The 18872-nt window shown below is 41.5% G+C and carries 16 protein-coding genes and 2 pseudogenes; 10 read left to right on the top strand and 8 right to left on the bottom strand.

The window, feature by feature from the left end:
* Window positions 1–78: 78 nt before the first annotated feature.
* The 3 genes from AM592_RS02585 to AM592_RS02575 form a co-directional block, all read right to left on the bottom strand.
* Window positions 79–2100, bottom strand: coding sequence for a multidrug resistance ABC transporter ATP-binding protein/permease BmrD (locus tag AM592_RS02585; RefSeq protein WP_053602327.1), 2022 nt, complete (start codon window positions 2098–2100; stop codon window positions 79–81).
* Window positions 2097–3854 carry a multidrug ABC transporter ATP-binding protein BmrC gene (locus AM592_RS02580; RefSeq protein WP_053602326.1) on the bottom strand — a complete coding sequence of 586 codons (1758 nt, stop codon included), beginning with the start codon at window positions 3852–3854 and terminating at the stop codon, window positions 2097–2099. Before AM592_RS02580 ends, AM592_RS02585 begins: the two co-directional genes overlap by 4 nt.
* Before the next feature lie 435 nt (window positions 3855–4289).
* A complete protein-coding gene (locus tag AM592_RS02575) occupies window positions 4290–4853 on the bottom strand; it encodes a DUF2087 domain-containing protein (RefSeq protein WP_053602325.1) in 564 nt (187 codons plus the stop codon).
* 124 nt (window positions 4854–4977) lie between these two features.
* On the opposite strand from AM592_RS02575, the gene AM592_RS02570 reads away from it, so the two are divergent.
* Window positions 4978–5472 (top strand): universal stress protein, encoded by a 495-nt coding sequence (locus AM592_RS02570; RefSeq protein WP_053602324.1) that lies wholly within the window; start codon window positions 4978–4980, stop codon window positions 5470–5472.
* Between the two features lie 154 nt (window positions 5473–5626).
* Here AM592_RS02570 and AM592_RS02565 read toward each other — a convergent pair whose 3' ends face one another.
* Window positions 5627–6442, bottom strand: coding sequence for a uroporphyrinogen-III synthase (locus AM592_RS02565; protein WP_053605956.1), 816 nt, complete (start codon window positions 6440–6442; stop codon window positions 5627–5629).
* 159 nt (window positions 6443–6601) lie between these two features.
* Here AM592_RS02565 and AM592_RS02560 point away from each other — a divergent pair.
* The 3 genes and pseudogenes from AM592_RS02560 to AM592_RS02550 form a co-directional block, all read left to right on the top strand.
* Window positions 6602–7155 (top strand): annotated as a pseudogene (locus AM592_RS02560) (ABC transporter permease); the annotation flags it as partial.
* A gap of 10 nt (window positions 7156–7165) precedes the next feature.
* Entirely contained in the window at window positions 7166–8302 is a 1137-nt protein-coding gene (locus AM592_RS02555) for a sensor histidine kinase (protein WP_053602323.1), read from the top strand.
* Window positions 8299–8890 (top strand): annotated as a pseudogene (locus tag AM592_RS02550) (response regulator). The gene AM592_RS02555 and the pseudogene AM592_RS02550 overlap by 4 nt, the downstream one beginning before the upstream one ends.
* Before the next feature lie 243 nt (window positions 8891–9133).
* On the opposite strand, the gene dat reads toward AM592_RS02550, so the two are convergent.
* Window positions 9134–9985: a D-amino-acid transaminase gene (gene dat / locus AM592_RS02545; RefSeq protein WP_053602322.1), complete on the bottom strand. Its 852-nt coding sequence runs from the start codon at window positions 9983–9985 to the stop codon at window positions 9134–9136.
* Between the two features lie 280 nt (window positions 9986–10265).
* On the opposite strand from dat, the gene AM592_RS02540 reads away from it, so the two are divergent.
* The 3 genes from AM592_RS02540 to AM592_RS02530 all read left to right on the top strand — a co-directional run bounded on the left by AM592_RS02540 (window position 10266) and on the right by AM592_RS02530 (window position 14705).
* Window positions 10266–12548 (top strand): ribonucleoside-diphosphate reductase subunit alpha, encoded by a 2283-nt coding sequence (locus tag AM592_RS02540; protein WP_053602321.1) that lies wholly within the window; start codon window positions 10266–10268, stop codon window positions 12546–12548.
* 23 nt (window positions 12549–12571) lie between these two features.
* Window positions 12572–13618, top strand: a complete 1047-nt coding sequence (locus AM592_RS02535) for a ribonucleotide-diphosphate reductase subunit beta (RefSeq protein WP_053602320.1) — start codon at window positions 12572–12574, stop codon at window positions 13616–13618.
* Window positions 13619–13808: 190 nt separating this feature from the next.
* Window positions 13809–14705 (top strand): polysaccharide deacetylase family protein, encoded by an 897-nt coding sequence (locus tag AM592_RS02530; RefSeq protein WP_053602319.1) that lies wholly within the window; start codon window positions 13809–13811, stop codon window positions 14703–14705.
* Window positions 14706–14731: 26 nt separating this feature from the next.
* Here AM592_RS02530 and AM592_RS02525 read toward each other — a convergent pair whose 3' ends face one another.
* The 3 genes from AM592_RS02525 to AM592_RS23700 form a co-directional block, all read right to left on the bottom strand.
* Window positions 14732–15493: an NAD-dependent protein deacylase gene (locus tag AM592_RS02525; RefSeq protein WP_053602318.1), complete on the bottom strand. Its 762-nt coding sequence runs from the start codon at window positions 15491–15493 to the stop codon at window positions 14732–14734.
* Between the two features lie 24 nt (window positions 15494–15517).
* On the bottom strand, window positions 15518–16618 hold the full coding sequence (locus AM592_RS02520) for a mechanosensitive ion channel family protein (protein ID WP_053602317.1): 1101 nt from the start codon (window positions 16616–16618) through the stop codon (window positions 15518–15520).
* Window positions 16619–16968: 350 nt separating this feature from the next.
* Window positions 16969–17076, bottom strand: a complete 108-nt coding sequence (locus AM592_RS23700) for a YhdX family protein (protein ID WP_098945179.1) — start codon at window positions 17074–17076, stop codon at window positions 16969–16971.
* Window positions 17077–17293: 217 nt separating this feature from the next.
* On the opposite strand from AM592_RS23700, the gene AM592_RS02515 reads away from it, so the two are divergent.
* The 3 genes from AM592_RS02515 to crcB are packed head-to-tail and all read left to right on the top strand — an operon-like array spanning window position 17294 to window position 18782.
* Window positions 17294–18019: a glycerophosphodiester phosphodiesterase gene (locus tag AM592_RS02515; RefSeq protein ID WP_053602316.1), complete on the top strand. Its 726-nt coding sequence runs from the start codon at window positions 17294–17296 to the stop codon at window positions 18017–18019.
* Entirely contained in the window at window positions 18016–18408 is a 393-nt protein-coding gene (locus AM592_RS02510; RefSeq protein WP_053602315.1) for a fluoride efflux transporter FluC, read from the top strand. Before AM592_RS02515 ends, AM592_RS02510 begins: the two co-directional genes overlap by 4 nt.
* On the top strand, window positions 18405–18782 hold the full coding sequence (gene crcB, locus AM592_RS02505; protein ID WP_053602314.1) for a fluoride efflux transporter CrcB: 378 nt from the start codon (window positions 18405–18407) through the stop codon (window positions 18780–18782). The genes AM592_RS02510 and crcB overlap by 4 nt, the downstream gene beginning before the upstream one ends.
* The last annotated feature ends 90 nt before the right edge of the window (window positions 18783–18872 follow it).

The following is an 18872-nucleotide window of genomic DNA, read 5'->3' as shown; positions in this document are numbered from 1 at the left end:
TGCTGCCATAGCGCCTTCTTTTTTCGTTCAAGAATAAAAAAGCCAGACGAATCCGAAAAGTGATTCGTCTGGCTCTATTTAGCCCGCAAGTGTTTCTTGTTTCCCTTTTTGCAATTCGTACATTTGATAATATTGTCCTTTTTCTTTCATTAGCTCGTCATGGTTCCCTTGTTCAATAATCTGCCCCTTATCTAAGACAAGAATTTGGTCGGCGTTCCTAATTGTTGAAAGCCGGTGAGCAATGACAAAAGTCGTCCTTCCTTTTTTCACAACATCGAGCGCGCGTTGAATAACAGCTTCTGTTTCTGTATCAATGTTTGCCGTCGCTTCATCCAAAATCAGGATCGCTGGATCGTAAGACAGAGCTCTCGCGAATGATATCAGCTGTCTTTGGCCGGAAGATAATGTGCTGCCTTTTTCAACAACTGGCTCGTCAAAGCCGTCAGGAAGATGATTGAACAGCTCATCCGCCCCCACCTGCTTTAAGGCATTCTCGACCTTTTCTCTTGAAATCTTTTCATTGTCAAGGCTGACATTGGAAGCGATCGTTCCAGTAAACAGGTATGGATCTTGCAGCACAATCCCCATATGCCTTCTGACCTCCTGCCTCGACATTTCATATATGCTTTTACCGTCGATGGTAACCTTCCCTTTTTGAATATCATAAAAGCGGAACAGCACATTCATGATGGAGCTTTTTCCGGAACCGGTGTGACCGACAAGTGCCACCGTTTCTCCTTTTTTGGCCTCAAATGAAATGTTCTTTAATACAAAATCTTTATCGTTATACGCAAAGGAGACATCATCAAAGACCACATTCCCTTCGTAACGTGCAGACTCCTTCTCATCTACTTCGGTTCCTTTTTCGTCCAACAGCCTGAAAACCCGTTCAGCCGAAACCCTGGCAAGCTCAAGCTGTGCAAATTGATTAACGATACCGGTAATCGGCTGGAACAAGCGGTTTAAGTAATCAACAAAAGCGTACAAGACACCTAAAGAAATCATGCCAGCCGCATTTAGAGAAGCTCCGCCAAAATACCATATAAGCCCGACAAAGACCAAGTTCCGCAGAAAATTGACAAGGTTATGGGACAGAAGCGAATTTAGATTCAGCATTTTGTTCTGATAACGAAAATGTGTATCATTCAACTCTTCAAATTCCTTTTTAGTTTCCTTCTGATTGCGGAACGCTTGAATGATTGTCATACCTTGAATGGATTCATTGATTTTCGCGTTGATATCACTGTTAATTGAACGAATTTTATGGTTAAAGCCTGATGCAAATTTTCGATATACGAACATCCAAATAATTAACACAGGAACAAGTGCCAGACATATCGCCGCAAGCCGCGGATCCAGCAAAAACATCGCCGTATAGATTCCAGCCAAATAGATAAAGCTCGTCACGAATTGAGAAAGCACCGTCACGTAAAGATCCCGGATCGCTTCTGTATCATTAGTTATTCTTGCGACCACCTTACCGGCGGGGAGATTATCAAAGTATTTTACTGGAAGTGTTTGAATATGGGAGAAAACGTCCTCTCTCATTCTTTGGATAACCCTGTTTGCACTGGCCTGCAGCAAATAATGCTGGCCGTAATGGAAGAATATCGAGACGATAAGCAAGCCGAGAAACATAAAGCTTAACGTGACGATTCCGCTAATTTCCGGCTCGTAAAACGCCAATATTTCATCCTTTGACAGCTGAACAGCGTCATAGGTTTCCGAGCGGCTTCCGTTTGTTATTGTCAACTTCCCGTTTGAAACGGACCTGTCTCCATCAAATGAAACAGCGCCATCTATAAAGTAATAGTCCATTCCAATTTGGAATATCCTGACTTCCTTTCCCCGCTCATCTGCAGGATCCAAATACGCCTCTCTGGCATATGTCTTTCCATTATTGTAGGAAACGGCGTGTTCTCCGCCGTCCACTTCATACCACGGCGTTTCAATTCCGAGGATATGCCCGTCGATCATCTTTTTCGCGATAAAAGGACCTGTCAATTCGGCTGCCACGGCGACTACCAGCATAAGAATCGCCAGCATCAGCGTTTTTCGATAAAGCATGGCATAAGCAAAAAGCCGTTTTCCTGTTTTCACGCTACAGTCCCCCCTTCTTCTGGAGAGGAAAGCTGCTGTCTTTGATACTGCTCATTGTACCAGCCATCTTTTTCTAGCAGTTCCCTATGTGTTCCGCGTTCCAGTATTTTCCCGTCTTCCATGACGATAATTAAATCGGCATGCTCAACCGCAGATAGCCTGTGTGCAGTGATAAACGTCGTTTTCCCTTTGCGATTTTTTTTAATATTATTAATAATCGCCGTTTCTGTTTTTGCATCAACCGCAGATAACGAATCATCCAAAATCAAAATTTCCGGATTCGCTAGCAGTGCCCGGGCAATCGAAATCCTCTGCTTCTGCCCTCCGGATAAGGCCACGCCTTTTTCTCCTACTAATGTAGACAGTCCTTCTGGCAAATTTTCCAGATCCTTTTCAAAATGGGCATTTTGAATAGCTTCCCGGATATCTTGATCAGTAGCTTCCATCTTGCCGATCAGCATATTTTCTTTCACCGTTCGTGAAAACAGCACGTGATCCTGCGGAACATAACCGATCCAGCTGTGGAGCTTGTCAAGAGATAATTTCTGAATAGGAATTCCCGAAATACTCACCTCACCCGCGCCTTCGGGGTATTGCCTCAACAGCTGCTTCACAATGGTTGATTTTCCGCTTCCCGTTTTGCCGACAATGCCGACTGTCTGCCCTTTACGAACCGTAAATGAGATTTTATCCAAATTGTTATGGGTAGAGCTTGGATATGAAAACGTTACTTGTTGAAAGGCAATATCACCTGAATACTCTGCTGCCAGGGGCTGCGCAGCTTCCTTTACATCAGGCTCATAACTAAGTGTTTCGTTTACCCGATCAAGCGATGCATTTCCTCTTTGCATAACATTAATTAGCTCTCCGATCGCAAACATTGGCCAAATGAGCATTCCAAGATACACGTTAAACGAAACGAGCTCACCTATCGTAATCTGATTTTGGAACACCATGTAGGCTCCGTAGCCAAGACCGATAAGATAACTTAAGCCTACGAGCAGCTTGACTGTTGGTTCAAAGAGAGAATCGATTAATGCTACCTTCATATTTTTTTCGTATACGTCTGCCGTCATCTTGTTAAACCTGCTGACATCATTTTTTTCCTGAACGTAGGCCCTGATGACACGCACTCCGGAAACGGATTCAAGCACTCGGTCGTTCAGGTCGCCAAACGCGTCCTGTGCTTCCGTAAATCGCTCGTGAATTTTTTTGCCGTACACACTGATTGCAACAGCCATAATCGGGAGCGGCAGTATCGCGGCTATTGTCAGCTTCCAGCTGATAATAAATCCCATCGTAACCAATATGGTCATCATAAACATCGTTGAATCGACCAGTGTAAGGATTCCAAAGCCTGCGGTCATGGATACGGATTTCAGGTCATTTGTTGCTCTTGCCATTAAGTCACCTGTTCGGTTCGTCTCATAAAATCTTGGCGTCATCTTTAACAAATGTCCCATCAGTTTTGACCTGAGTATTTTTTCGATCACAATCGCCCCGCCAAACAGCTGATACATCCAAACGTATGAAATCGTATAAACGATTACACCCAATGCGAGATATATCCCGATGTAGTAAACAATTCCGTTAAATGTAATGGCGCCGGATTGCATATCATCAATCGCATTTCCCAAAAGCTTTGGCGGAAACATTTCTAAAACGTTTACGACTAATAAAAGTACGATTGCAATCGTGTACCGAAGCCAATATTTTTTAAAAAACCATTTTAATTTGAATAACACTGAAAACATCTCTTGTCATCTCCTATTCTTTTGTTAGCCGCCTTCGAGTTTATCCCCGCAAATGATTTCGTCAATTTTTCTTTCCAACATATGAATTCCTCCTTAATATTCTTAGATTTTCGAAAATTCTACTTGGAGAATTTTCATTTATGGTTAAGCTTTTGATAAGCTAACACCCAAAAAGACACAAAAAGGGCGCAAATTCACGTTTTCGTGACATGCGCCCCTATATCGCTTATATTCAATTCACAAAAATGTCTATCGACAAAGCAGCGGAAACGTTTGTTTGAGTCACATGAATATTCAGCTGTATGTATGAAAGAACTGCTTGATTAATCATGACACAAACCTCCGTTCGCTTTTTCTCATTCTAATCATAAATCGCCCCAGATTCATTGTCAATTGATTTGTTGGAAAAAATTCCAAACTTTTGTTTAGAAAAAATCAAATAATCCATAGTTCTGATGGCTGGACAACGTACTCATTATTTTTCCGATAAGCAAATTCATGAATAATCAGCTCTCTTCGCAGCGTAGCATAGTCATTATGATATCTCTTTAAATAGTCGCTGATTTCCCGTTCGGAATACACTTTATTCGCTTCCAATCCTTCAGCCAGCTTCCCGAGAATAATAATTTTCTTTTTTTGCTGGGCAGGAATTTGCATCAGTTTTCCATCTGGAGAAAAGAAGTTTTTTTCAATCGTATGCCTTTCTTCTAATGTGACTTTCAATTTTTGTTTTTTTCCTATTTCTTTCGTCACATGTAAACTCTTTTCCAATTCACTTTCTATGAAATAAAAATAGACTGTGTTTTTTTCACGTCGCTCTTTTATTAGTCCAACTTCTTTTAATTTACCGATATGATGGGTGATGGTAGGGGGTTTTAAGCCCAGCTTCCCTGATAACGCCTGACCGTGAAGGGGACCGGATCTTAATAGGGCAATGATTTTCAGCCTTGTTTCATCTCCCAGCGTTTTATGAAATTGAATAACTCGATTCAGCTGCATATCCTTCCTCCTGTTAGATGTATATCTAATTAGATTATAATCTAATTAGATTAATAAAGCAATGTTTAATTCGCATCACCGCCGGGTAAAGTAAAAATAACCTTTAAGAAAGGAAGGATATAGAATGTTTTCAGCTGATCGAATCCTCGTCGCATTTGACGGCAGTGATGACAGCAAAAAAGCTCTTAAAAAAGCTATAGACCTTTCAAAAAAACTAGATTCGAATTTATCCATCGCCCATGCTCATGAAGACAGGAGAATTGATCCGGGCGAGCCTCCCCGTCCATACGGAGCAGCAGGTTATGTCTCGGGTGGTACGGCAAATATTCCGATCCCTAATGTAAACCATGAGCCGGATGAGCCATTGATATACGATGACGGGTCGGAGGAAGTGATGGCAAATGCCCGAATGATACTTGATGAAAATCATTATGAAGGAAACATCAAGGTTCTCGAAGGAGAGCCCGCAGATGCCATACTTGAGTATGCCGAAGAAATATCTGCAGATTTGATCGTTATGGGGAGCAGAGATCAAAACAGACTGAGCAAATTATTATTTGGAAGCGTCAGTGAGAAGCTTTCCTCCGAATCGGAAATCCCGGTTTTGATCGTGAAATAATTATGAATAGTAAAACTCGCTCCCTTAGTTGGAAAGAGCGAGTTTTTTAATGCCTGTTTTAGTATTCCTTCGATCTTGATTTCAGATAAATCAAAAATTAAAGCCTTTATAGATCACTGACACTAGAATGACTTTTTGCAATATAATACTTTATTTATTTTGTAGTTTTTTCTTTATAGTAGTGCTCCAAGGCAATAATAGCACTGCCCATTCGTTCTTCCTGCGGGATGACGATACGTTCGATTCCCTCATCTTTTAATGCAGCAGCTGTTACTTTACCTACTGCTACAGCAACAACATCTTTTGAAAAAGCATCCATCAGCTCTTGAAAGACGCCTTTTTCCTTCGCAAAGGAAAAAAGAAATCTGCCTTGCGGAGCACTCGTAAAATTTACAGCATCTACCTTGCCATTCAGAATTTCGTCGAGAAGCTGCTCCAAAACCTCAGGTTCCGGCGGAATATGCTGATAGGGAAGCACTTCTTTATATTCGGCCTGTTGCTCCTCCAAAAAATGAACAAGCTTCGGCGCCGGATCACCATGCAATTGGAGTGCCACTTTAGCGCCCTTTAGATCATGAGAGGATAAAGCTCTAACCAAGCCGGCCGTACTCCCATCATCATCTCTGACGTCAGGTGCAATCCCAAACCTTTTCAACATGTTAACCGTTTTATATCCGCGTGCAGCTACCTTTGCCCTCGAAATCGCTTGTATAAATTCATCGGCTAACCCCAGTTTTTCTGCTGTTTTATACAGTGTCTCCGTCCCAACCCCTGTCGTCAAAATAAACCAATCATAGCTTCCTTTTACGAGATGACGAACATCTTTTTCCAGGTTTGAATCGTCTAAAAACACTGTTCCTTGAGCCGGCCGAATAAGCGGTATTCCGCCAAGGTTTTTGACAAGCTTGCTCAAATCCTCCGATTTGCGCTTTCCAGCCAATGCAATTCTTATTCCCTCTAACCGTTTCACGTCTTTCCCCCCAAACATTACGTATAAGTTCTTGTTTTTAATATCTTTTAAGCTTACCACAAACTTGTCCTCCGATACATACCTCATTAATTCATGACATTTATCATATAAAAACAGTGACAATTTGGAATAACTTTCATTTCCAAAAAGTAATAGACTAGTGTGATGGGATCAGCAATTTTCACGCTGGGAATTCGTAACGTTCAAGAGCGAACGCAGGGCTGGGCGGAGTTTATGCGCGTTACTCCGCTTCCCGGCTCCTATTATTTCTTTGGCAAAATGGTTGCGCAATCGGTGATTCACGCTTTGTCGATCATCGTCATTTTTTTAGCTGGGATATTCATCACGGGATTTCTTTACCTATCTCAGTATGGATCATGAGCGGAAGCTGGATATTTGCAGCTTCATTCTCCTTCATGGCTTTAGGCACCTTGATTGGCACGTTGAAAAGAGTCGATACCGCTGCAGGCGTAAGCAATATTCTTTATCTTGGCCTGGCATTCACCGGCGGGATGTGGATGCCGCTGGAGATTCTTCCTGAAGTCATGCGAGCGATCGGAAAATGGCTGCCATCTTACAGCTTCGGGAATGGAGCCTGGCAGATCGTTGCCGGAAAAACGCCTGAAGTCAGAAATATCCTGATTCTTATCGGCTACATGGTCGTATTTATGATACTATCAAGCTATATAAGAAAAAAACAGGAAGCGGTGTAGAACAAGTTACATGGCAGCGATTAAAAAATTTCGATTATTCCCAAAAAAATATGGAATTATGCCCTATGTTTTTCTCATTTATTTATTGATGCCGATAGTTTATATGTCGTATGCGGAAGGTGCCAAAAAGGTCGTTGGTTATATCTTGCTTTTCCTTTTTGTAGTCACCTACCGCCAATTATATGTCACTGTGGAAAAAGGCTTTTCGTTTTGGTTAGTTCTGCAATTACTGATTGTTTTTAGCCTGATTATCTTTTATCATCCATATAATTTGTTCATCGGTTTTTTCACGGCCCATTTTATCGGCTGGTATTCTGAGAACAAGCATTTTTTTATTGCATGGGCTGGGTTTATTGTCTCCAATGCGTTGGCGATCGCAAGTATCTCACACCAGCTTGAGACAATTGATTTTCTAACCTTAATCCCTTTTCTAATTATTATGTTTGCCATCCCTTTTGGATTCAGATCAATCGATAAACGGAATAAAATAGAACAGCAGCTTGCCCAAGCAAACGAGCGAATCGAAGAGCTGGTCAAGCAGGAGGAACGAATGCGGATTTCACGAGATTTGCATGATACGCTGGGCCATACGCTATCACTCATTACTATAAAAAGCCAATTGGTCGGAAAGTTGATTGCCAAAAATCCTGAAAAAGCCGAAAAAGAAGCAAAGGAAATTGAAATTACTTCCCGCACAGCATTGCAGCAGGTTAGAGAGCTGGTTTCCGGTATGCGAACGCTAACGCTGGAAGAAGAGCTTGTCCATATGAAAGCGTTTTTACAATCAACCGGCATCTCTTTTCGTTATGAAGGCGATAAGAAGTTTTCTGACATATCACACTTGACCCAAAACACAATGTGCCTGTGCCTGCGTGAAGCAACGACAAATGTAGTCAAGCACAGCCGGGCAACACAGTGTCTCGTTCGGATCAAGAAGGGAAAAGCCGGGATTAAACTGGAGGTTTCAGATAATGGAATTGGGGTCGATTTCATGAAAGATCGTGCTTTTGGAAATGGATTGAAAGGGATTGATGAGCGGCTTTCCCTTGTCGACGGGAGTCTTACGTTAACTTCAGACAAGGGAACCAGCTTGATGATCGAAGTACCTTTTATTGTGAAGCAAAGACAGGATGCGGCTGATTTATGATAAGAATTATTATTGCTGAAGATCAACGAATGCTTCGCGGCGCACTTGGCTCGCTTCTTGATCTTGAAGATGACATAGAAGTCGTCGGGCAGGCAGCAAACGGTGAAGAAGCCCTCTCGCTTATCGATCAGCTGCTGCCTGATATTTGTTTAATCGATATTGAAATGCCGATAAAAAGCGGCCTTGAGGTAGCTTAGAAATTACATACACTCAAGTCTGCTTGCCGGGTTGTTATTCTAACTACCTTTGCAAGGCCCGGCTATTTCGAACGGGCGGTTAAGGCGGGAGTTCACGGATATTTATTAAAGGACGGACCTTGCAGAAGCCATTTGCAATGTGATGAAGGGGAAATGTGAGATTGCTCCTGCTCTCATATTTGAAACCATTCAAGAGACAAACCCATTAAAGCCGCGCGAGCGAGAAATTATTAAGCTGGTTGCCGAGGGAAAAAGCATCAGGAAAATAAGCAAATCACTGTTTTTATCTCCCGGTACTGTTCGAAACTATCTCTCTGAAATATTTGGCAAGTTGCACGCAAAAAACCGTATGGAAGCAATCAAAATCGCAGAGGAAAAAGGCTGGATATAAATAAGCTGCCCTAAAATCGGCAGCTTTTCTTTATCCCGCATTTACGGGCAGTAAGACCCCTACCTCGAAGACTTTAGGTCTCCTAGAGAAGTTAGATGGGGACGGGCTGCCCGTAAAAGCTAGGGGTAGCTTCACCTGAAAATCGGTAGGGGTGAATGTAGAAAACTAATTGCTCAGGCGTTCTGTGCGGGCGCGTTCACTATCATATCCTATGCCTCGCCCCCCACAGATTGAAGGTTCACTTTATTGCTTTACTATATTAGCAGGCACGATTCTTTTTTGAAACGCTTCCTGCACTTTTCTCGTTACATTTCCGGGTTTTCCGCTTCCAACGTCTTTTCCGTCAAGGGTTATGATCGGAATAACCTCTGCCGTCGTTGAAGCCATGAACAGCTCATCAACAGATCCCAGCTCTTCCTCGGTGATTGCTTTTTCTTCAAATGGAATATGTTCGTTTTCAAATATGTTCAAAAGCTCTCTGCGGGTAATGCCATTTAATATGAGATGATTGACTGGATGAGTATAAACCTCTCCATCCTTTACAGCAAAAATATTGGAAGATGTTCCTTCAGTCACATAGCCGTCTCTGATCAATACAGCCTCAAAAGCACCTTGCTCGCTTGCTTTCTGCTTTGTCATAACGTTATAAAGCAGGTTGAGGCTCTTAATATCGCATCTAAGCCAGCGCATATCTTGTGCTGTAATTGCCGCAACACCATTCGTTTGCTCCTCTTCGGGCTTTTTCAATGAAAAAGTATACCCGACTGTTTGCGGCTGAATATCTTTTTTATATTGATGCTTCCTAGGGGCAACACCTCGGGAAATTTGAAAATAAATTCCGCCCTCGCTTACTTGATTTTCCTGAATAAGCTCGTTAAACTGCTGTTCCAGATCTTTTTTTTCAAATGCAAGCTCAATACCAATCTCATTTGCGCTATTAAACAGACGATCTATATGCTCTTTTTGCGCAAACATCTCTCCATTGTAGATGCGAATGACTTCATATACTCCGTCTCCAAACTGGTATCCCCTGTCCTCAATATCAACCTTGCTTTCTGAACGATCCATAATACTGCCATTCCAAAGTACCTTCATATTTTACCAACCTCTCTCCTCTTTGTACTTCAGCATGATGCAATCTTATCCGATAATTATGATAGAATCAATGCCGGCAATTGCTAGTTTGCTAATCTATCTTTGTGGAAAAAGATTAATAGCCATTTCAAAAAAACATATTTTTATTTCTTGAAAATTGCAGGACGCTCCTTTATTATAAAAGTAGATAAACACTACATATAGATATAACAACGAAAATAGAACACAATATATTGAAATTCTCCGGTTCCATTGGGTAATTTAAAAGGGAGGCTATTCGATGACTACAAATATGATCACGACAGAAATTACTGACGAAAACGGAAGAAAAGAAACATTTTCATTTGAAAAACTGCAGCATTATGTAGAACAATCAGCAAAGGATTTCCCCCATCTTGACACTGACCAATACCTCACTCGACTGCAAACTACAATCGAAGCAAGAGATCATTTTTCAACAAAACAGCTGACTAATCTTCTCATTCTCGAAGGATTGGCAAACATTAGCGATCTCGAACCTGATTGGACTTTTTTCTGTGCACGTATCTATTTAGACCAGCTTTATAGGGAGAGCTCCCGAAACCGTTCCACAAATAAACCCTACAAGTCGTTTTACGGGCTGCTGACGCATTTATATGAAGAAGGAATTTACAGCAGACAGCTCCTTGACTCCTATTCTAAAGAAGAAATTCATAAATTAGAAGGATTATTAAATCCAGAAAAAGATAAACTGTTTACTTATATTGGACTTAGAACTCTCTCAGATCGCTATTTGGCAAGAGATTACGAGAAAAAGACATTCGAGCTTCCGCAGGAACGCTTTTTAATAATTGCGATGACCCTGATGATTCATGAAAAGAAAGAACGCCGTTTTTCTCTTATTAAGGAAGCCTACTGGGCATTAAGCAATTTGTATATGACAGTCGCCACGCCAACCTTGGCGAATAGCGGAAAATCGTACGGACAGCTTTCCAGCTGTTTTATTGATACGATTGATGACAGCCTGCAAGGAATTTATGACAGCAATACTGATATTGCCAACCTCTCAAAGTCAGGAGGCGGAATCGGAGCTTATCTCGGAAAAATCAGAAGCCGCGGCAGTGATATTAAAGGCTTTAAAGGGGTTTCTTCCGGGGTCATTCCTTGGATGAAGCAGTTGAATAATACAGCAGTCAGCGTCGATCAGCTGGGCCAGCGCAAAGGTGCGATTGCAGTTTACCTCGATGTTTGGCACAGAGATATTTATTCCTTTCTTGATGCGAAATTAAACAACGGCGACGAACGGCTGCGGACGCACGATTTATTTACCGGCGTCTGTATTCCCGATATCTTTATGGAACAAGTAGAAGCACGGGGAGACTGGTATTTGTTTGACCCTCACGAGGTACGGACGATTATGGGCTACAGCCTTGAAGACTATTTTGATGAAGAAAAAGGAAAAGGAAGTTTCAGAGAAAAGTACCAAGAGTGCGTCGACCATCCTGCATTGAGAAAAGAAAAAGTCTCAGCTATTGATATTATGAAGCGGATCATGATCAGCCAGCTAGAAGCCGGAACGCCGTTTATGTTTTACCGGGATGAAGTAAACAGGCAAAATCCAAATTCCCATAACGGCATGATTTATTGCAGCAATCTTTGCACAGAAATTACCCAAAACCAAAGCCCAACGACAGTGGACGAACAGTATACAGAGGATGGAAAAATCATAACAGTAAAAACACCCGGAGATTTCGTCGTCTGTAACCTTTCTTCTATTAACTTGGCCCGTGCCGTATCTGAAGATGTGCTGTCCCGCCTGATTCCAATCCAGGTACGGATGCTGGACAATGTCATTGATTTGAATGATATTCCTGTCCTGCAGGCAAAACTGACAAACCAAAAATACCGGGCAATCGGGCTTGGCACCTTCGGCTGGCATCATCTGCTCGCTCTCAAGCAAATTGGGTGGGAAACGGAGGAAGCCGTTCAATTTGCCGATGAGTTATATGAATCAATAGCTTATTATACAATTCAAGCGAGCAATGAGCTTGCCAAGGAAAAAGGAAGCTATCAGCTGTTTAATGGCTCCGATTGGGAAAACGGCCGTTATTTTTCCAAACGGGGATATACCGGGGAAAACGGCCGTCTAGACTGGAATTCCTTACAGGAGGAGGTACGCGAACACGGAATGAGAAACGGCTACTTAATGGCTGTTGCTCCTAATGCCAGCACATCCATTATTGCCGGAAGCACCGCAAGCATCGACCCAGTGTTTCAAAAGGTGTATTCCGAAGAGAAAAAAGATTACAAAATTCCGGTTACCGTTCCAGACTTAAATGCAGAAACGACCTGGTATTATAAATCGGCTTATTTTGTTGACCAGCATGCAAGCATTGCGCAAAATGCCGCGAGACAACGCCATATTGACCAAGCTGTCTCTTTTAATATTTACGTTTTGAATACAGTTAAGGCAAAGGACTTGTTGGATATCCATCTTTCCGCCTGGAATTCAAAGATGAAAACAACCTATTATGTCCGGTCCACCTCAAGTGAAATTGTGGATTGTGACTCATGTGCAAGCTAGAGTTTAAAAAAGGAGAGAAGTAAATGTCTGGCTACGAATTAAAAGCACGGGTACTCATGGACGCAGATGCCCCAAACCGATCAACCTCGATTGTGAACGGCAGCAGTTCAAATGTTCTAAATTGGGACGATGTCAGATACAGCTGGGCTTATCCAAAATATAAAAAGATGCTGGCTAATTTTTGGACGCCATTTGAAATCAATATGTCTCAGGATATTAAACAATTCCCTGCCCTAGCAGAAGAGGAGAAGGATGCCTTTTTAAAAATCATCGGACTCCTCGCTCTTCTCGACAGCATTCAAACGGATTATGCCGGGAAGGTCGCCGATTATCTTACTGACTCAAGCGTGAATGCTCTGATGATTATCCTTGCCCAGCAGGAGGTTATCCACAATCACTCTTATTCTTATGTGCTATCAAGCATTGTACCAAAGCATGTTCAAGAAGAAGTGTTTGAATATTGGAGAAGCGAACCGATTCTTCGAAAACGAAATGACTTTGTCACCGAAGGCTATAAGGATTTTGCCGAATCTCCAAGTGTAGAAAATTTATTGAAATCGATCGTTTACGATGTGATTTTAGAGGGGTTGTTCTTTTACTCCGGATTTGCCTTTTTTTACAACTTGGCGAGAAATCAAAAAATGGTATCCTCAAGTACGATGATTAATTACATTAATCGAGATGAACAAATTCATGTTGACCTATTCGTGAAAATTTTCAAAGAGGTTTTATCCGAGTATCCCGATCTGCGGACAAAAGAGCTTGAAGAATTTGTCCAGGCGACTTTTAAGCAAGCAGCTGAGCTTGAAATCGAGTGGGCACGTTTTATTATAGGGAACAAAGTGGACGGGCTTAATCTCTCCGATCTTGAAGCGTATATTAAATTTTATGCAAATGTGCGGTGCAATCAGCTGGGATTTGATCGTCCGTTTGAGGGCTACCGCCAGAACCCGCTTAAATGGATCAAGGCTTATGAAGAAGTGGATCTTGGAAAATCTGATTTCTTCGAGCAAAAATCAAGACAATATACAAAAGTAAATCATGCAGATAACGGCTTTGACGAATTGTAATCTAAATAACCTGCCAAACTGGCAGGTTATTTTTCTCTGTCGAAAAAGTGTTCAAAAAGTTACAAAAAAATCGGAAATTTAATTGATAAATTTCCCTTCTTTTTTCCTATTTTTCCTGTATACTTTTAAACTGTGATACCTAATTGATACGGGTATGAAAAAAATCATTACGGCAAATGGAGAGATTGGGATGCTTCAAAAGCGAAAAAAACTGCAACCATCTGCTGGTTATTTATTAGTAAAAACGGCTTTTCTTTTGGGACTATGTCTTGTATTACTTGGAACGTGGAGCAGCAGTTCCGCAAAAAACGGGCAGCAAGAAAAGGCTGTCATTCCAACGGATAATGGTTCCATCCGCGAGACTCAAAAAAATGATTTACTCAAAAAAATTCAGCATAAGCAGCTCGCTTTACATATGCAAACGAAAGAAGAAATACAACAAAAAGAAGATGCCATCCGAAAGAAACATAATGAACTAAACAAAAAAACGGTATATTTAACCTTTGACGACGGACCTTCTCCATATACTCAGAAGCTGAATGATGTACTTAACGCAAACGATGTCAATGCCACTTTTTTCATGCTGGAGCCTAACATGAAAGAGTATAAAAAATCGCTCCTAGCCTTGAAGGAAAACGGCAATGCGTTAGGCTTGCACGGCGTTACCCACAGCCAGAAAAAATTTTATAAAACAAGCGATTCACCGCTTCTTGAGATGAAGCAAGCGCAAAATACCTTAAAATCAATAACTGGTGTAAACACCACTTTCGTTCGAACGCCATTTGGCAGCAAGCCCTCGTTAACCGAAACACAAAGAGATAACCTTGAAGAAGCAGGATTTTCCATTTGGGATTGGTGTATTGATAGCTACGATTGGAAATTCAGAGACTCACGTTATGTAAATGAAGTGATAATGCAGCTGGAAACGAAGGAAGCCGAGCATCTCAACCTTCCTAATATTATTTTACTGCACGACCGCCCTGAAACAGTCAACTCCCTTCAATCGCTAATCAATCGATTAAAGGAAAAAGGCTACTCTTTTGATACCCTTGATGAAAAGAAAGTGGATGTTTTTTCTTTTCGTTAAATGAAGAAGGCACCTGACTCATCAAATCAGGTGCCTTCTTTCCTTTTCATGTCGCTAACGAGCTCCCCGATTTTTTCGTGAATGACAAGATCAAACAGATCATCGTAAGCGGTAGGTTCCAGATTAACCAATGCCTTATTCAATCCCTGAATGTAATGCGCTTCCTGGGGAACAAGGTTTACGGGAGCGACCTCAAGAGAAGTACCTATCACAAGGAGAAGATCGGTTTTTTCGATCGTTTGGAAAAGCGTATCCAAATGATGAACCATGTCTCCAAAGAGAACAACGTCTGTCTTTACAATAAATCCGCACTCTGTCCCCTTCTCATTTATCCTTGTACATCTCGGGACATCCTCTTTAAGCAGATGGGAAAGATCATATTTGGTTTGGCACTTTGGGCAAGTACCGGTTTGGATTGATCCATGCAGTTCGTACACATACCGGCTACCTGCCTTTTTGTGCAGGCCATCGATGTTTTGGGTAAAAATCTCAATGCTTTTCCCCTGTTTCTCAAGCTCTGCCAAGTACAGATGCCCCTTGTTCGGCTCATGATTTCCGCTTGCTTTCATCTGAAAAAGACCTTTAAATTTAGGCCAAAATCGTTTCGGATATTGTTCAAAATAGCTCCTGCTCATCGCTTCCATTCTCGACATATCTTCAGCCCAGATGCCGCCTGCAGACCTAAAATCAGGAATCCCGGATTCGGTGCTCATGCCTGCGCCTGTTAAGACAGTAATATGATCTGCCTGATGAACGAAAGACTGAAAGACACTTCTCAGATCTTTCATCCGTATTCCCTCCTATTTTTCGATCTAGCTGTATTCTTTTTGCCGGCCTTGAATCTCAAAGGGCTCGCCTTCTTCTTGCTTAATAAATAATGTCTGGCTCGGATAAGCAAGCTCCACCTGTTCTTCCGCCAAAATCTCAATGATTTTATAATTCACATCCTGCCTGATATTCAAATGCTCCACCCAGGCAGTTGTCTTCGTATAAAAGTTGAAAAACAAATTTAAATTTCCGTCCTGAAATTGATTAAAATGAACCATAATCAGTTCATCGTGTATGCCATCATGAGCATCAAGCATTTCCTTTATCCTCTTAATTGCACTTGTCATATTTTCTTTAGGAGTTTCAAAGTCGATAAGTAACGAAAATGTAATCTGCCGTTTGCCCATTTTCGAAATGTTTGTAATCGGTTCATTCGCTAACGTTTTATTAGGAACGGTTACGAGTGACATTGCACCGGTACGAATCCTTGTACTTCGGAACGAAATGTCTTCCACTGACCCTTCAACACTCGGAGTGGAAATATAATCGCCAATATTGAACGGCTTTTCCGTAATAATAATGACGCCGCCAAAAAAGTTGGCAATCGAATCCTGAGCGGCGAGCGCAAAAGCAAGACCACCAATACCAAGCCCGGCTACAAACCCATTTACATCATAATCAAACTCCTGTGCAATGATACTTAAGCTTAATGCCACAAGAATAAAACGAGTGATTCTTGATAAAAAGGGTGTCAATATATCTTCCATTTCAGAATCAGATCGCCTATTAAATTTTGAAAAAATAAAAGAAGATGTCGATACGAAATTAAATAAGCCCCAAGTCAGCAATACAATGATCGAGGAGCGGAACAATCGAGAAATTAAAGTCGTTTGCCCGTCAATAAATGGGGCATATTGCACTGCCAAATAAATACCTAGGATGACAAAAAACCACCGGACCGGCTTCTCAAAAGCAAGGACAACATGATTAACAAATATGGTTCTTTTCGATTTGCCTGTCAGCTTTACGATAAAACTAAACAAATATTTCGTAAACAATTTACGTAATAGTAAAAATACCAGCAAGATTAGTAGACTGATGCCTACCTGCACTGTATTATCCCACGTCAAAATGTTATCAAACATTTGAAACTCTCCTTTATATTGTTTCAGGTTTTCATTATACTAAATTTTACGATTGAATGCTTCTTTTAATAGTCTATTGAAACTTATACGGAGGTTTCTTTGACATAAGGGCTCAGAGGATATTTGATGAAGCGTTGCAGCGACTGAGGGTTTATTGATTGTTTGTTGTCCCGCCTGGACTTCTTCTATGGCATTTTAAGGTATTCTGGAAGCAATTCGGAAAAAATCATTGAAATAAGCGGGGATGATCCATATTAACTACCTTGGGGATCACCGACAAAAAAAGAAAACTCCGGGGGGCTCCAGAGTTTTCGTTCACGTTTTACGGGTGAGACATCATACGGGAAACACTAATCCTTTTTCTTGGTCTGTGTTTGTTCTAGGAGAGTCGCTTTAAACATTTCAGCGTCAGTTTCAGCCTTAATCCTTTCCTCCACTTTAATTCTCCCTTTTCCCATTATCTCGCCTCCTTTTCTGACATTATAAAATATCAGAATATTTTGTAAATGATGCAAAAGGACTATTTTTCTGTCCTTACAGCGACTGCATTTTTGATGTAATTCATATTACGTGTATTAAGCACGGACTATTCTTTCAAGAAAAAATCAAAATCGCATCCTCCCCGGCTAATCTGTTATGATTAAAAAGATCCTATAGCAAGGGAGAAAATTAAGAATGAAGATTATTGCCCATCGGGGGGCATCGGGGTACGCTCCTGAGAATACATTTGCTGCGTTTGATCTTGCTGTAGAAATGGGTGCTGATTTTATCGAATTTGATATTCGAATGACAAAGGATTTTCAGCTTGCTGTTATCCATGATGATACAGTAGATCGAATAACTAACGGTTCTGGATTTGTGAAAGATTTTACAATGAGTGAGCTTTCGCAGCTCGATGCCGGGAGCTGGTTCGGAAGCGCCTTTTCCGGAGAAACAATTCATCAGCTTGAAGCTGTGCTCACACGATATTCGGGTAAGATCGGGATGCTCATAGAAATCAAGGACTCAGCTCTTCCGCATGATTTGCTTGTGTCTATCGGAAAGGCTATAGAATTGTTTCCGTTCAACTCACATACAGTAGTGCAATCTTTTCATCGATCTGTCATTCACTTGTTCAACAGCATGTTCCCTTCGATACCTACAGCTTTATTAGTGAGACCTAGGTTTGGAATGATTTCGAAAAAAAGACTTCGAAGCTACAAGTCATTTGTCGGCTATGTAAACCCAAAATACACCCTTGTAAATCCGAATTTGATTAGAGCGATTCATCAGGCCGGACTGAAATCATTCGTCTGGACGTTACGAAGCAAAAAAGCAATCGAGCGAATCAGTAAACTTCCCATTGATGGAGTGATTACGGATTACCCCGATTATTTTATAGGAAGAGATGGGCGAAGATGAAACAATTTGCTGCGGTTTTTTTCGGAGGTGCGCTAGGCACATTATTCCGATTTTTACTCAATGAACAAGCAATTCCATTTCCGATTCCTTATTGGAGCTGGCTGGAGAATACAGCAGGCAGCCTTATTTTAGGTATAGTAACAGGTTTTTATCTTTTTCACTCTAAAAAAACAGCCCTTTATGCGTTTTTGGGAGCAGGATTTTGCGGAGGATTTACGACGATGTCAGCCTTTGCGAAGGAGACTCTCCATTTAATGTATTCAGGTTCTCCAATGCTTGCCGCCGGATATATGGCCGCCACTGTCACTTTTGGGCTGCTTGCGGCATTGCTTGGCATTTTGATTGGAAGAAACTTTGCAAGCAAGCGAAAGGAGCGGATTACTCCATGATGATTTTGGCTGTGATGGCAGCTGGCGGCTTGGGTTCAGCTTTAAGATTTTGGCTGGGTCAGCTCATTTCTTCAAAAAAATACTATACACAAATTCCGATTGCGATTTTACTTATTAATGTACTCGGATCCTTTGGCCTCGGCATTTTTACATATTTACAAATGACGCATCCCGCTCTTATAACCATTATTTCAACCGGTTTTTTTGGTGCGTTCACTACATTCTCAACCTTCAGTGTGGAAGCAATCCAGCTCTTCATGGATCATAAGGTAAAGGAAGCGTTCGTTTATATTCTCCTATCTGTTTTCGGCTGTTTGCTTGCTTATGCAGCTGGTTTTTCTATTTACCTAATCTTACCTCTAAGCGGAGCGTAGTTGAAAATGTCTATACCCGAAGTTTCAGCTTGGTGAAGCGAGTTCACGGAAAAAAGCCCGGGCTTATTTTTTGTTCCGGGACGAGTATGG

This window comes from Bacillus gobiensis (assembly GCF_001278705.1).
In the GTDB taxonomy this organism is placed as follows: domain Bacteria; phylum Bacillota; class Bacilli; order Bacillales; family Bacillaceae; genus Bacillus; species Bacillus gobiensis.
Note: the sequence above shows the minus strand (reverse complement) of the source record. Positions and strands in the feature narration are given on the sequence as shown.